Annotated in this window: 10 protein-coding genes; 7 read left to right on the top strand and 3 right to left on the bottom strand. The window is 41.5% G+C overall.

Going from position 1 to position 15,101, the window contains the following annotated elements; translation table 11 throughout:
* The 4 genes from L7A31_RS10705 to L7A31_RS10720 all read left to right on the top strand — a co-directional run bounded on the left by L7A31_RS10705 (window position 1) and on the right by L7A31_RS10720 (window position 6,054).
* The gene (locus L7A31_RS10705; RefSeq protein WP_237361503.1) at window positions 1-2,472 is read left to right on the top strand and encodes a sensor domain-containing phosphodiesterase; all 2,472 of its coding nucleotides are present in this window, start codon (window positions 1-3) and stop codon (window positions 2,470-2,472) included.
* 99 nt (window positions 2,473-2,571) lie between these two features.
* Window positions 2,572-5,040 carry an EAL domain-containing protein gene (locus tag L7A31_RS10710; RefSeq protein ID WP_237361504.1) on the top strand — a complete coding sequence of 823 codons (2,469 nt, stop codon included), beginning with the start codon at window positions 2,572-2,574 and terminating at the stop codon, window positions 5,038-5,040.
* Between the two features lie 60 nt (window positions 5,041-5,100).
* Window positions 5,101-5,781 carry an HI_1241 family integral membrane domain gene (locus tag L7A31_RS10715; protein WP_237361505.1) on the top strand — a complete coding sequence of 227 codons (681 nt, stop codon included), beginning with the start codon at window positions 5,101-5,103 and terminating at the stop codon, window positions 5,779-5,781.
* 72 nt (window positions 5,782-5,853) lie between these two features.
* Window positions 5,854-6,054, top strand: a complete 201-nt coding sequence (locus L7A31_RS10720; protein WP_237361506.1) for a DUF4250 domain-containing protein — start codon at window positions 5,854-5,856, stop codon at window positions 6,052-6,054.
* A gap of 12 nt (window positions 6,055-6,066) precedes the next feature.
* Here the strand turns inward: L7A31_RS10720 and L7A31_RS10725 are convergent, their stop codons facing one another.
* Entirely contained in the window at window positions 6,067-6,978 is a 912-nt protein-coding gene (locus tag L7A31_RS10725) for a LysR substrate-binding domain-containing protein (RefSeq protein WP_237361507.1), read from the bottom strand.
* Window positions 6,979-7,257: 279 nt separating this feature from the next.
* Here L7A31_RS10725 and metE point away from each other — a divergent pair, with 279 nt between their 5' ends.
* The gene (metE, locus tag L7A31_RS10730; protein ID WP_237361508.1) at window positions 7,258-9,573 is read left to right on the top strand and encodes a 5-methyltetrahydropteroyltriglutamate--homocysteine S-methyltransferase; all 2,316 of its coding nucleotides are present in this window, start codon (window positions 7,258-7,260) and stop codon (window positions 9,571-9,573) included.
* A 72-nt stretch (window positions 9,574-9,645) separates the two neighbouring features.
* On the opposite strand, the gene L7A31_RS10735 is transcribed toward metE, so the two are convergent.
* Window positions 9,646-11,982: a PI-PLC domain-containing protein gene (locus tag L7A31_RS10735; RefSeq protein WP_237361509.1), complete on the bottom strand. Its 2,337-nt coding sequence runs from the start codon at window positions 11,980-11,982 to the stop codon at window positions 9,646-9,648.
* Between the two features lie 394 nt (window positions 11,983-12,376).
* Here L7A31_RS10735 and L7A31_RS10740 point away from each other — a divergent pair, with 394 nt between their 5' ends.
* Window positions 12,377-12,727 (top strand): PilZ domain-containing protein, encoded by a 351-nt coding sequence (locus L7A31_RS10740; protein WP_237361510.1) that lies wholly within the window; start codon window positions 12,377-12,379, stop codon window positions 12,725-12,727.
* On the opposite strand, the gene L7A31_RS10745 is transcribed toward L7A31_RS10740, so the two are convergent.
* On the bottom strand, window positions 12,711-13,610 hold the full coding sequence (locus tag L7A31_RS10745) for a LysR family transcriptional regulator (RefSeq protein WP_237361511.1): 900 nt from the start codon (window positions 13,608-13,610) through the stop codon (window positions 12,711-12,713). The genes L7A31_RS10740 and L7A31_RS10745 overlap by 17 nt on opposite strands.
* 152 nt (window positions 13,611-13,762) lie before the next feature.
* On the opposite strand from L7A31_RS10745, the gene L7A31_RS10750 reads away from it, so the two are divergent.
* A complete protein-coding gene (locus L7A31_RS10750; protein ID WP_237361512.1) occupies window positions 13,763-15,097 on the top strand; it encodes an aspartate aminotransferase family protein in 1,335 nt (444 codons plus the stop codon).
* The last annotated feature ends 4 nt before the right edge of the window (window positions 15,098-15,101 follow it).

The following is a 15,101-nucleotide window of genomic DNA, read 5'->3' on the forward strand; positions in this document are numbered from 1 at the left end:
GTGAAGGATTTAATATTGGGTGCACAAAATTCAACAGGTGAGAAGTTGGATCTTGTTGGTTATCCAGAGGTGAGTTGGACTCTCCACCTTAAAAGTGGTGAGTTTATTTTCGATCAAGATGATATATACGTCTTGCTAGGAATCGATCGTACAATAAAGAATGTCAACCTGCTGTCATTTATGTCTAGTGCGCAAGGACGAATGGTTCGCGACGTAATTAAAAACGTGTTGTCATCTGGTGAAACTGAAAGGTTGGGTGTCACGATAGCATCTAAGCTTCATTTAGTTTTTCAAGCTCAGCTAACCATATTTAGGAAGGAGACTAATGTGATTAGCGGCACTATCAAACCGTTACTTGTTGTTTCTACGCGCAAAGATTTTTCTGATATTTTCCAATCCCTATTTAATAACTTCCATCATGGTATCTTAGTTACCGACCATCAAACTCGCATACTCTCTTGCAACCCATATTTTGAAACTCAATCTGGGTATAAAGTAGAAGAGCTGATTGGAGAAAAAGCGAGTATCTTCGAAGCAGATAAGATGTCTCCAGAATTTTATAAAAAAATGTGGAGAACGGTGGGTATGGAAGGGTGTTGGTCTGGAACTGTTCTAACAAAGCGCAAAGATGGCACCGTTTTCCCGCAAGAATTAACCTTGCAAAGCATTTCTACGGAAAGTGGTGAACAGTATTTCTTTGGTTTAACACTAGATGTATCCAACGAATTATACCGAGTAGCAGGCAAATCAGACGGTGGTGTTGAGTTATTGACCCAGCTACCAACACGCGACAAGTTTGAATCAAGTCTAGAAGAAAAGTGTGAGTCGTCTGCTCATGACGTCCGACGCGTTGTTATTGCAATGCAGCCTCAGTTTGAAGAAAGCAAGCTAATTGAACAAAAGGTCAGCTTTTCGGATATGCTATCCAATAGTAAATCAACGGTCCTAAATGGATATTTGAAAGAGGGGATCTTTGTTACTTGTGTCGAGTACTGTGAAGAAGAGGGTGTTAACCCAATTCAATCAATGCAGCGCGCGATGAAAGCGTTTTTCAGAGAAGTAAAAGCAGAATTGGGCGGGGACGCACAAGGTAATGTTGTGCGAGGAAAAATTGGTGTGTCTGTACTTGGCTTAGATACACAGATTCCTAAACGGTCTATTGTACATGCTACACAAGCAATGATGGGTAATCAGACTGGCAAAACCAATGTAAGTTTTTATCACAGTAAGATCCATGAAGAGTTAGAACGAAGGAAACGATTAGAAGAGATTCTTATACGCTCGATTGAACAAAAAAAATTAGAAGTTCATTACCAACCTATTATCGATGTGACAAACTGGAAAATCACCAAATTTGAAGCACTCTGTCGATTTGCTCCTGATGAAAAAGAGTCTTTCACTACTCAAGAAATGATTAACTTAGCAGAAGACTTGGATCTGGTTTATGGACTCGATGATGCAGTCAGTATGCTTTCGCTACAAGGTCTAGCAGATATCCAAAAGATATATGGCAAGGATACTGGCTTGACTATCAACCGTTCCTTTAATACTGATGTCGGTGCTGTTGAAGTATTGCGTAGTACGTACAACTTAATTGAGAAATATGCCCAGAAACCAAATCTAGTCACGGTTGAACTAACCGAAAGTGCTTACTTTGATGGTGATGTTAAACAATCGAAACTGCTATCTAGAATGAGGAAAAAAGGTGTAAAAATCGCCATTGATGATTTTGGTACTGGTTACGCTTCAATGAGCTATTTGACTAGTTGCCAATTTGATCTCCTGAAAATCGACCGTGGACTGATTACTGATATTAGAAAAGGGACCAATCAATATACTATCGTCAAGACGCTTATTGAACTGTCCCATAAGCTGGGAATAAAAGTTGTAGCTGAGGGCATTGAAACGGCTGATGAGGTTTTGGCATTGAAGTCACTAGGCGTTGACTACATGCAAGGGTATTTTTTCTCTAAACCTGTTCCATTGACTCAAATACTGGTAGCAGGCAGCTACCAAGACAAGCTATTCGATATGCTAGAAGAACACGGTCAATTGTCTTGCACATCGATGACTATGTCTTCAATTAAATCTGAACGCGTGTACAAGTTGGACCCTGGCGAGCCACTGTCTATGGCTTATCGATATTTGCAATCTTTCCCTGGGACTCCAGTCATGGTTGTAGACAATAAAAAATGCGTTGGGTATGTAACTGAAGTTGAGTTGAATTTTCACCTGACACCAACAATGGGGACGGATTTAGAATCCTCAAAAGAAGCTGCAATATGGCAGAGGCCAATCAATCAGATGATGAAAACTCAATTTACTTCTTTGCCTTGTACTGACAACGTCGTGCATATTGTCAACCTTGTGAAAGAAGATCGACCTTTCCCTTGGGTGTTGGTGGATGAGTTTGGTAAATATCAAGGAGTTATAACGCAACAAGATGCTTTGAGGTGGATGTCAGAGAACTAGTTACTATGTAATTTTTTCGAATTTATCCTAATGTTATTAGTATCAGAATAAATTTAAAAGTGATGGCAAGGAATGCCATGATCGTTTAAAGGCACGAGAATGATACAACAACGTATGGATGGGAAAACAGTCGTTCGAAAAGCTTCTCAAAACAGCTTAACTTGGGAGTGGAACGAGCAAACACGCTCAGTTGAGCTCGATAAAACTCAGTTTTCCTCCATATTTGCCACACAATTACCCTATTCAGAAGAACAATTTATGCTTTCAGCGCTGGGCTTGGAGTCTCAAAGCGAACTTCAGCAGAGCATTGAAAGGTCGATAGAAAGCAACAAGACGGTTACTTATTGTTGCTCTCTTTTGCTTGAAAATGAACGCGTATGCTACGTTGAGTTCATCATCAAACCGCCAGCCGATGGGCAAAAAATCACTGGTGTTATTTATCCGCTATTTTTCTTTCCAGCTAGCGGGCATGACATTGGAGCGTTATTCCACCAAGTTTTTGATAATCAACATCACGGTATTGTGATTACTGATAGTGAACATCATATTTTGGTGTCGAATGACTATTTTGCCAGCAATACAGGGTATTCGAAAAAGCAATTAGTAGGGCAGCCTGCAAGCATATTGAACTCTGGAAAACATAGCTCGGAGTTTTATCATGCGCTCTGGTCATCCGTGAAAAAGCAGGGATATTGGACCGGGACAATTCTTATTCGCAAGGCGGGGGGACAAATCGTTCCTCAGGAGCTAACCGTTCAGCGTTTATCTGTTCGAAATAGAGTCTATTATATGGGCTTGTACGTGGATTTGTCAGATCACTTGTACCGTGTCGAAGATGTTGAACATGGGGGGGTGGAGTTGCTCACACAACTTCCTACGGAAGAGCAATTCACCCAGAGAGTAGTGAATCGTTGGTTAGATTTAAAAGACAATATCTTATGTATGGTAGTGGCCTTTCAGCCTCAATTCCCATCTGACTTGGAGTTTGATGTTAAATCAAAGCTTTCTGAAGAGCTTGGTCGAAATCAGCAAGCTAAGGTGTCGGGATATATTGGTAGTAACCACTTTATCGCCAGCTTAGAGTGCGAAAAAAAATCTGGTCCAAGCCAAACTCGTTTAATTCATCAAGCGATACGCCGGTTCTTTCTCTCTTTAAACCGCCAAGCAGGCAGTTTAGTGCATGAGGCTATATTGAACGGAAAAGTTGGTGTGTCAGTAATGGACCATGATACACATAACCCTAAACTACTTGTGCCGCATGCGGTGCAAGCAATTCTTGAAAGAGCGAACGACGCCAAAGGGATGATTACCTTCTATCATGGGACGATTCATCGAGAAGTCTTACGTAGAAAAGAGCTAGAAGACTTGGTACTAAAATGTATCAAGGAAAGAAAAATCGATGTCTTCTATCAGCCAATTGTCGATACAAAAACTTGGGACGTAGCTAAATTTGAGGCGTTATGTCGATTTAAGGATAGTAATGGCCGAATGATGAATACCCAAGAGATGGTCTCTGTTGCGGAAGATCTAGAATTGGTTGCGGAATTGGATTGGTGTGTGGGGAGAAGGTCTATTGAAGACTTAGCTAGAATACACCAAAGGTTTGGGTCTACTCTTGGCATGACTATTAACCGTTCTCTCAACACAAAACTAGGTGCTGATCAGGTATTAAAAAGTGCCGAAAGAATGATCATCGAACTTTCAGACACGCCAGAATTGATTACCCTCGAACTGACTGAAAGTGCGTATTTTGACAGTGAATCTAGTCAAGAGTCACTCATTAAGAATATTCGTGATCATGGTGTTAGTGTTGCGATCGATGATTTTGGTACTGGTTATTCTTCTTTTACCTATTTGAGCGATTGCAACTTCGATTTGTTGAAAATTGATCGTGAGTTCATTACAGATATTAAAGTAGGGACACACAAATACCACATTGTAAAGTCGATCACTGACTTATCTCATACTTTAAGTATAAAAGTTGTCGCAGAGGGTGTAGAAACCCGCCAAGAATTGGAAGTGCTTTGTGGTATAGGAGTTGACTACATTCAAGGCTACTTTTTCTCAAAGCCACTGCCACTTTCAGAGTTAGAGCACGCATGGGATTATCAGGAAAAGTTAGAAGATTTCTTAAGTCGCAAGTCGAGTGCATTGAGTATAGGAATTCTGAATATTTGCCACAGCCATATTCCAACGCTAACGCCAGAAAACACTATTAAAGAAGCTAAAGAATACTTCGATTCACGTTCGTATAACATCAACGTTATGCCTGTTATCTACGATAAACGTTGCGTAGGTATCATTGATAGAGAAACATTGAACCTTTATCTTTCTCCGACAGCTGGCTCTAAGCTGGAGACAACTAAAGATCTAGCAATCTGGAAAAAAACTCTGAATACGGTTATGAGAACGGACATATACCGAGCTTCATTTAATACTAAAGTGTCCGAGATTTCCGATTTAGTAAATAGTGGAATCAAAGCTCCTTGGGTTGTTGAGGATGAGTTGGGACAATATATGGGCTTGATAACCGATCAAGATCTCTTATCCCACTTTGCCAATGGCTAAATGACTGCAGTCTGATATTATCCCTGACCACTTTTGGCTGTATTCGACTAGTTTTCACAAATGCTATCTCAAATTGCTCCTTTTTTAGCGCCGATGTTGTTAGGTGCTCAGTTAATTTTGCTTGTTGTCCTTGTTAAAGGCGACATATGTCCCGGTCAGCGGGGTAGGATTCACAAAGTGTTTTCTTTGGTTGGACTGGTGTGGTTGCTAGTTGCTATCAATTATCCGGTTGCGCTTGTCTGCTCGCTACTTACTCTCTATTTCTGCGCCAGAGCCAAATTTTCTAAAACTCGAGATAAAGGCCCGCTGTGGTCATTGGTACTTGCAAGTGTGCTTGCTGCCGTGTTTGTACTTGCTAAGGCCTTTCAGCAAACAACAATAACTAATGGCTTGCTTTTCATCGTGCTAGTTATGTTGTTGGGTACAGCATTTGCACATTTGCTTCTCACTATTGCAAGAACTCGATTGCAAGCTTTCCACAAAATCTTGCCATTTAGTGGTGTAGTGGCCTCTATTGTTTTAGTGATTTTAACACTCATTTACGCGTTTGGTTTGCTTCACACAGCTCAAGAACCAATGGTAAGTCGGGCAATAATAGGTTTGATGCTGTTGGTTGTCGGTGTACTGGTTTGGTGCGCGCATATTATTTTCTCGAAAGCACCCAATAAGTGGGTGTTGTTAGTTAGTACTTCGCTACTACTAACAGCATCAGTCTATGGTTGGGCTTTGTCAGTAGTTTAGAGTGCGGTCACTTTTTAGACGCATTGTTAGGTTTATGCTTAACAGTGAGTCCGATGAGGAAGGAGTTGACGTATGGATCTAAGCAATATCCACCGCCTTGATAGCCGAATTTTGTTGGGCATAGTTAATGAAAAGCTACGCCTAGAATGTGACAGTTTTGAAGATTTGGCGAGTATGTACGAACTAGATGTTGAGAACGTTGTCGGGAAACTAGATATGTTAGGTTATCAATATGACAGGGTAACCAACCAATTTAAAGCTTACGATAGATAACCCCATTTCCAATTAAACCATCTTGATTCCCTCAAGATGGTTTTTGCATTGCTGTCTAGCTGTACTAAAGAAGGCTTGCAAGTAATGCTTGTCTTTTTCTGTATGGCGTATAGCGCAAAATAAGCGACGCCAAAGTCCTTTACCTAGTGGCTTACTATCAACCAAGCCCTGCCTAGAGAATTCACTTACCGCCCAGTTCGGTAACGCTGTCACGCCAAGTCCAGCTGAAACCATTTGTACTAGCATGAGCGTGTTGTCTGCTTGTTTCCATTTTTTCGGCTCAATGCCTTCAGGTTGTAAAAAGTGCTTAACTACATCAAGTCGCTGCTTTTCAACAGGGTAGCTAAGCATTGTTTCTTCCGCAAGGTCAGTCGGTTCTATCGTTTCGAGTTGACTAAGCGGGTGGTTAACCGAAGTAACTAAGCGCATCTCAAAGTCAAACAAAGGCTCGTAATGTACCTCGGATCTAGGATGAATATCTGAAGTGATGACCAGATCCAGCTCTCCAGCAAGCAAAGCTGGTAATGGTTCAAAACCGAAACCAGAAGAAAAATCTAGCGATACACTTGGCCAATTGACTTGATACTCTTTGATTGCTGGCATTAGCCATTGGAAGCAGGAATGGCATTCGATAGCCATATGAAGTCGTCCATTGACGTCCTCTTTCAGCCCTGCAAGCTCATTTTCAGTGTGGGCAAATTTAGGTAACACGTCATCGGCAAGCTTCAACAAGATTTTTCCTTCAGCAGTGAACTTCACTGGACGTGTTTTGCGAAAGAACAGCTGCCCACCAATACGGGCTTCAATATCTTTTATCTGATGCGAGAGTGCTGACTGAGTAAGGTGAAGCGTTCTTGCTGTCGCTGTAAGAGAGCCTGTATCTCTTAAACAGCTGAGTGTCCGTAGGTGTTTAAGCTCAATCATGAATAATCCTAATAGTCACATCCCAATGTTGAATATAAATAAACTACGCAAAAACTTGCCCCATGTAAACGTCTAGACGTCTAAAAATTTTAGTTAGCAAGTTTTCGGCATTGTGAAATGAGGTTTTACAGAGTGTATGAATTTTTTTCATCATGCTGTTGAGAAATTGGATATTGCCGAATTTTGCGTTTAGAGCAATATTTTAGCTGTCTAGACATCCAAAGTGGCGATAAGAAAGGTAAATCGACCTCACAACGTATTTAAAATGGAAAGATTAAGATGACAGCGACTACACATATATTGGGTTACCCTCGAATTGGTGAAAAAAGAGAACTTAAGCTTGCGTTAGAAAAATATTGGCGCGGAGAAATCGATCAAAATGAACTGGAAAATGTAGGATCAACACTGCGAGATAAACATTGGCAACTGCAAGCAGAGCAAGGACTCGAATACGTAACGGCGGGAGATTTTGCTTGGTATGACCATGTTCTCTCTACGTCGCTTCTGCTTGGCCATGTGCCAAAGCGCCACCAATCCGATTCTATTGACCTAGATACACTGTTTAAAGTGGCAAGAGGTCGTTCTCAGTCTAGCTGTGATTGTGGTGCTGCATCTGATATGACCAAGTGGTTCAATACTAATTATCACTACATCGTACCGGAATTTAGTGAGTCACAAACATTTGAGGTGAGTTGGACACAGCTATTTGATGAAATTGAGCAAGCTAAGCAAGCTGGTTACTCAGTTAAGCCAGTGCTACTGGGACCAGTAAGTTACCTTTATTTAGGCAAGGAAGTAGGTAGTGATTTTGATCGCTTATCTCTTCTTCCAAGTCTTTTAGAGTGCTACCAAGAAATTTTTGCTCGATTAGAAGCTATCGGTGTCGAGTGGTTACAAATAGACGAGCCAATTCTGTCTCTTGAGCTGGAAGGTAGATGGCTAAGCGCATTTTCAACGAGTTATCAAAAGCTTCAGGGTAAGGTTAAGCTGCTGTTGACCAGTTATTTTGACTCAGTTGAAGATAACATCGAGGTAATCGCAAAGTTGCCTGTTGATGGGTTACATATAGATCTTTCTGCTGCCTTGAGCCAATTGGCGAATGTGGCAGAACAGGTCCCGTCACATTGGGTGCTATCTGTTGGTGCAATCAATGGTCGTAATGTTTGGAAAGCAAATCTGCATCAGCTCCTTTCATTGCTACAGCCAACAAAGGATAAATTCGGTGACAGACTATGGTTGGCCAGCTCGTGTTCGCTACTTCATAGCCCGGTTAATCTGGAGTTGGAAACTGGCTTGCCAGAAGAGGCGAAGAGTTGGTTTTCATTCGCCAAGCAAAAAGTTGCAGAAGTTGTCCTGTTAGCTAAGGCGTTAGATGGAAATGAAGCGGCTATAGCTGAGTGCTATGAGTACAGCAAACCTGTCATTGCAAGGCAATCATCCACAGAAGTAAATAAGCCATCTGTGCAAGGCAGGATTGCAAGTATCAATAAAGAGTCGGTCAATAGAAGCTTATCGTACATTGAGAGAGCTAAGGTTCAACGTGACAAATTGAAATTGCCGGTGCTCCCGACAACAACTATTGGTTCTTTCCCACAAACACCAGAAATCCGAACCCAACGCCGAGACTTTCTACAAGGAAAGATAGATGAGCTTGAATACAAGGCATTGCTAAAAGGCCATATTGAAGGTTGTGTCAAACGGCAAGAAGCGTTGGATTTAGATGTGCTAGTACATGGTGAAGCTGAGCGAAATGATATGGTGGAGTATTTCGCCGAGAACTTGCAAGGTTTCCAAACCACTAAGTTTGGCTGGGTACAAAGTTATGGCTCGCGCTGTGTTAAACCGGCAGTTGTTGTAGCAGATATAGAGCGACGTGCACCAATAACTGTTGAGTGGTCGGCATATGCTCAGTCACTTACTTCTAAACAGATGAAAGGGATGCTGACAGGGCCAGTGACAATACTTTGTTGGACATTCCCTCGCGAAGATATTTCTCGTAAAGAGATAGCCCAGCAGCTCGCCCTGGCATTGCAAGATGAAGTCGCAGATTTACAAGATGCAGGCATCAATATTATTCAAATTGACGAGCCAGCGATTCGAGAAGGGTTGCCTCTTAAACAGAAGCAGCATCAAGAGTATTTGGATTGGGCTGTGGACGCATTTAAGCTTTCCGCCGCGAGTGCAAGACCGGAAACTCAAATACACACGCATATGTGCTACAGCGAATTTAATGAGATCATCGAATCGATCGCAGCGCTTGATGCAGATGTCATTACTATAGAAACATCGCGCTCAAATATGGAATTGCTCAAAGCGTTTGAAGAGTTTAATTATCCGAGTGAGATTGGCCCAGGCGTTTACGATATTCACTCACCTAATATTCCAAGCAAGGAGTGGATTGAGAACTTACTGTACAAAGCTGCAGACAAGATACCTTATCAGCGTTTATGGGCAAATCCAGATTGCGGTTTAAAAACGCGTAGTTGGATTGAAACCGAACAAGCATTAACCAATTTAGTCGCAGCAGCAAAATCTGTTCGAAAAGTATGGCTAGAGTCAGAAGAATTAAGCAGTGAAACAGCGCAACTTGTGTAGTTAGCGCTAATGAAAAAAGTAACCTTGGTTAATTGATGCACAAGGTTACTTTTGTTTTTTAAAGGGTGTGAATTAGTCAGAGACTACTTCAACTAAATTATCTCTCACCTTGTTACATTTTATATCGCTACGAAAATTATTCATTTCGATTAAGTTATTAGCAGACGTGTTAATGGTGATGGTGCATATTGGCCCTTGTAATTCGCTAATGACAATATGGTTTCCTTTGTTATTTAACGAGCCTAATGAAACGTGTTGATATTTTGATAGACGAATATCCCTGTTCGTTTCGCCAGACACGTACATCTTTTCTGATTGCAGGTTTTTAATCGTGACAGCGGTACTATTGTAAATAACAGGAGTCACAATATCTGGATTGATATTGTCCAAGTAGACCAAATTAGACTTTTCCAGTAAGGGTAGCTTCTCTGGTAACCAAGCATGGGCTCGAACAGCCATACCCAAAATAGTCGGGTAAGTATTCAAAGCATCTTCAGCACTCTGTGTTAGTGTCCATGACAGCAGGAACCAGTTATAGTCTTTGCCTTGATATCCGTTAAGTTTATTTTTCTGATCCGAGAACATGTTTTGAAATACGTTTGCGTTTGAGTAATGATCAAAGACTTTCAAAAACGGATAGCCTTGGCCCGTTTGCCCAGAAGGCACGTCGTTGCTACCAGAATATGAAATGTCATTGTATCCCCACAGCCCAGACGTCGGATTAACGAGACTAGAGAACTTTTGCTCGTCTTCAGTAGTGTCCAAAACAACAATGACTTTTCCGCGTACTTCACCGAAGGTTAGCCCTGAGATATCAGAAGTCCGGTTAGCCATGTATAAATGTGCTTGGTTTGTACCTGAGAACACACTTCTTACCAGCGAGGCGACTGCTTTTGAAACGGTTTCTTTCGATGCTGCAGCTACGCCACGAACATGGGAAAACTTGAGAATCAGAGTTTCAGTTGGGTGTTCAGAAACAAACTGCAGTGCTTGATTAAGTAAACCCAGTCGATTCTCAGAAGGTATATGTACAATCGGTTGGCCATTGCAGCTCATTTGATTGCCGCCATGGTATGTGAAGTATCCAGCAGCGCCACCAAATACCGAATCGGTATAAGTTGGTCGGATATCAAAGTAACGTGCGCCACTCTCTAATTGACCTAATATATCTTTGGTCTGAGTTTGAGTGACTTGGGGGCTTGCGGTAACGGCGCAATGTGAAATGTTTCCAGTTGACATACCAGCATCGTGGCTTGCCGGAAGCATTACGTTTTCTATTTTATCGCTATCAGCGAAATCAGCCATCCAGTCAGCAGTTTTGACAGGTTCCGAAACGGACTTTTGCTCAATTTTGTATATAGATGTTTGGTTTGCACTGTACGTGGAGACTCGAAGTGCCCCCAAAGCACCAAGTTCAGTCATATAGCGTCGATCGTTGTAAGAACCGTCGTAATTAGGCTCCGACTTGATGTTAGTGTTGGCAGTCATATGCACGGTGTGCTCTACATCGCCATCATTGGCTAGAGTAAAGGTAACGTCTGCACTAATTTCCGTTCTAAAACACTTTGACGCAAAAGGAGAGATTACCTGGTCGATAGCTTCATCTTCTTCTTTAAGCAATCCGTCATGGTATTTCGTTAAACGCATAACATTCGGGGTGCCGTTGTAGATACACTGAACGGAATTCGGCACTTGATATTCTATTGTACTGACGTCACTAGGGTTTAATATTTGTGATAACGGATCCCAAATTTCGCCTCCGCGTCTAAATACGATTGCAGCATTCTCTGAAGATCCTGGATTGTTTGGGTCTAGAGACGTCCTTTTTCCCCAAACTTGAATTCGATGATCGCCAATATATCGGCCACGTTGAGCGGCAGCCCACCAGTTATTACTCGTACCAGTGTGTCCTTGAGCAATGACAACGTCTTTCACACTATATTTATATTGGCTGAGTCCATGATTGGTATCTCCTTTATTAAAATAAAGAGTTAAGTCTCCTTTGAAAGCAAAATTAAGTTTCTTGGGTAAATCATTAAATGTAGTTTTACCTCTATCGTTTCCGAGCTGCTGCTTAAACCAGTTAGCCACATCATCTGTGCCATGCCGGCCTAGTGTAAAGGTAAAGTAGCGACCATCTTTATATGCACCACTCATTTTGGTACTACCTACTTTGACTAAATGGCTTGGATCCTGATTGTTGGATACCTTAACACCTGTCAAATAGTAGTAGGCATCATTGAGTGGTGATGCTTTTCCTGTCTGTGGGTTACTTGCTACGGTAGGTAAGATATAAGGCGTATTAGGGAGAAATTTTACTTGGTTGTCATGATATTCAAATGCAAGACTATGCCCACAAACGAAGAGTGAACTTAGAAAAAGTAAAGATCTGTTATTAGATTTTTTCATTTGTAACCATCCTGGTTGATTTAAAAATCCTTTGGATTTTAAATTATATTTCTCGGATCTATTTGCTATATAAATATGAACGCACTGGTTTTTTCTGATATTTAAGCTTTGTTTAAATATCAGAAACCCGGGATGATTATATACGCATTGCACATGTGTGCAATTGTTTGTCATACTTGTAATAAAAGTTTAATTATTTTGGTTTTCTTATATATTTATATCGTTATAAACACTATTGTATATATAATTATTAGTGGGGTTTCATTATTGCTGATCTAGCACCATGCTCATAGAATTGCAATTTAAAGTGACAAATTCTTACACGATCTGCGTGACAGTATCTAAACTTTTAGTAGTTCACCTAATAATTAGTTTAGTTGGTTAGAAGAAATGTATGTCAGATGACTCTATTGAACAAAAACGAAAGTATTTTCGTTTACGATATCCAAAACGGGCGCAGCCAGTTTTTCGTTTGAAGGATCGTAGATACTCTGTTGCTGAGGTTTCGGAAAAAGGTTTACGAGTTGTAGTGGAAAACAGCTCAGTTCTCTATCGTGGTATGTCTATGAAAGGTGTGCTTTTGCTGCATGGGGGTAAACTGATCGAGATAGAAGGAGCGATTCTACGTTTTGATGGTAATGAGGTGATTATCAAGCTGAAACAAGGCCCAAGTTTTAAACATATGTTAGCCGAACAGATGCGCTTGAGGCGTAAATACCCTCTATTGTTCAACAAAAGGCCTTAGAGAAATATTGTTCCAACCACAGACAGAAACGGACTACATTCCGAGAGTCCTTCTTATAGTGTGGTATGGACATATAGTAACCATACTGGCTTTGCAAAGATATTCCTAGGGGGTTCTGAACAACCCCTTGCTCGAGGAAATGTGCAGCCATAAAGTCAGGAATTAATGCCAAACCATAATGACTTTGCACTGCAGATAACGACATATAAAAGTGTTCATAGCCAATCGCATGATAGTTCAAATTTGAAGATATATTTTGCTCAGTTTTAAAATGCTGCCATAGCTCAGGTCTTGTTAGGTGAGGAATGAAAGTATGGGAGGCGAGTTGGCGTTTATTAGTTATGGGCTTCTGTTGTAATAACTCAGAAGAACCTAATAAAAATAGCTGTTCTCTACAAATTAGCGTTGCTTGCTCGTAATTTAGAGAAGTAGGTAAGCAACGAATCACTATATCATTGTCACCATCGTCAAATTTATTGGCCTCATCGCCAGTCCTAATGTTGACGTGTATATTGGGAACGTCAGTGAGGAAACTTTCTAACCGATTAACCAACCATAAGCTGGCAAAAGAGGGTGTTACGCTTATATTGAGCTGATCTTGAGTTAAGTTTGATTGCAGAAGGTCTGCGCTTGAAGACTCTATAATGTGTAACGCTTCGGTGACTTTAGGCAAAAACCTTTTGCCTGCTTCTGTCAGCTCTATCCCATTGACACATCGGTCAAATAAGGCCAAACCCAATTGTTTTTCTAGCGCCAATACTTGTTTGCTTACTGCCCCTTGAGATATCGAGAGCTTTTCTGCCGCTTTTGAGAAATTGAGAGATGACGCGACAGCTAAGAAGGTGCGTAGCGATTTGATTGAAGGTAGTTTACTGAGCTTCATACTTTAGAACCTAACTGGCGAGTAGATAGTCATGCTATTCCATTTGGGAATTGGGTGGGAGAAAGTTTCGATTATTTCATGGTGGTTTCAATGATATTAATAGCCTCAGTCACACAGCTAGTTATCTTAGAAACGTTATCAAGGGTAGAATAATGTCAAATGTTTTTCACCGCCATTGCCACCATAAATATCCAACTATATCTAGAGGTGAGGGTGTTTATTTGATCGACCAAGGCGGTAAAAGGTACTTGGATGCATGTGGTGGGGCTGCAGTCTCAAACCTCGGGCACAATCATTCAGCCGTGAAGCAAGCAATCTTGGCTCAGGTTGCTGCTATTCCTTTTGCTCATAGTGGTTTCTTTACTTCAGAAAGTAGCGAACAACTTGCTCGGTTATTGTGCTCTCTCGCACCAGACCCGTTAAACCATGCTTATTTTGTCAGTGGTGGCTCAGAAGCTGTTGAATCTGCGATAAAGATGGCTAGGCAGTATTTTGTTGAAGTGGGGCAGGAACAAAGGTGCAAGATCATTGCGCGAAGGCAAAGCTACCACGGCAACACTTTGGGTGCCCTAGGGGCTGGTGGAAATTACTGGCGAAGAAAGCAATTTGAACCGTTACTTTCTGATGTCCACTTTGTCTCACCTTGCTATGCATATAGAGATCAGGGTATTGGAGAAAGTGAACAGGAGTACTCCCAAAGGCTAGCAAATGAACTGGAGTCAACGATTCTTCAGTTAGGCGAACAAAATGTAATGGCGTTTATTGCTGAGCCGATTGTTGGTGCAACAGCAGGCGCCGTAACTGCGACAGCAAACTACTTTAAATATGTACGCCAAATTTGCGACAAATACGGTGTGTTATTGATATTGGATGAAGTCATGTGTGGCGTTGGTCGCTCAGGTGATTTTTTTGCCTTTGAAAAGGAAGGCGTTGTACCTGATATTGTCACATTAGCGAAAGGTCTTGCGGCGGGTTATCAGCCAATAGGAGCAGTGTTGGCGAGCAGCCATATATACGATGCAATCAGTAGTGGTAGTGGTTTTTTTCAACATGGTCATACGTTTATGGCCCACCCGGTAGCTTGCGCAGCAGCGCTTGCCACGGTACGTACAATCATAGAGGAAAACTTACTTGAAAATGTGCGCCAGCAAGGTTTAAAACTGAAAACCATGCTAGACAACCACCTTTCGGAAATACCGTATATTGGAGATATTCGTGGGCGGGGGCTGTTTGTTGGTATCGAACTTGTGTCAGACAAAGTAATGAAACTTCCACTACCACCCGAAGCTCTGGCGCATCAAGAGATTAAGTCTACGGCAATGTCACAGGGATTGATGTGCTATCCAATGGCCGGAACCATTGACGGAGTATATGGGAACCACATATTGCTCGCTCCTTCTTTTCTGATAACGGACGATGAATTAAAAGAACTGGTCAAAAAGCTGGTGACTAGTTTAGAAATATCGGCAAAAAGTTGGAGGCTTTAAATAC

This window comes from Vibrio marisflavi CECT 7928, assembly GCF_921294215.1.
Classification (GTDB): domain Bacteria; phylum Pseudomonadota; class Gammaproteobacteria; order Enterobacterales; family Vibrionaceae; genus Vibrio; species Vibrio marisflavi.

Coding starts and splice junctions, on each gene's coding strand:
- L7A31_RS10710 (WP_237361504.1), top strand. CDS start 2,572: ATGATACAACAACGTATGGATGGGAAAACAGTCGTTCGAAAAGCTTCT.
- L7A31_RS10715 (WP_237361505.1), top strand. CDS start 5,101: ATGCTATCTCAAATTGCTCCTTTTTTAGCGCCGATGTTGTTAGGTGCT.
- L7A31_RS10720 (WP_237361506.1), top strand. CDS start 5,854: ATGGATCTAAGCAATATCCACCGCCTTGATAGCCGAATTTTGTTGGGC.
- L7A31_RS10725 (WP_237361507.1), bottom strand. CDS start 6,978: ATGATTGAGCTTAAACACCTACGGACACTCAGCTGTTTAAGAGATACA.
- metE (WP_237361508.1), top strand. CDS start 7,258: ATGACAGCGACTACACATATATTGGGTTACCCTCGAATTGGTGAAAAA.
- L7A31_RS10735 (WP_237361509.1), bottom strand. CDS start 11,982: ATGAAAAAATCTAATAACAGATCTTTACTTTTTCTAAGTTCACTCTTC.
- L7A31_RS10740 (WP_237361510.1), top strand. CDS start 12,377: ATGTCAGATGACTCTATTGAACAAAAACGAAAGTATTTTCGTTTACGA.
- L7A31_RS10745 (WP_237361511.1), bottom strand. CDS start 13,610: ATGAAGCTCAGTAAACTACCTTCAATCAAATCGCTACGCACCTTCTTA.
- L7A31_RS10750 (WP_237361512.1), top strand. CDS start 13,763: ATGTCAAATGTTTTTCACCGCCATTGCCACCATAAATATCCAACTATA.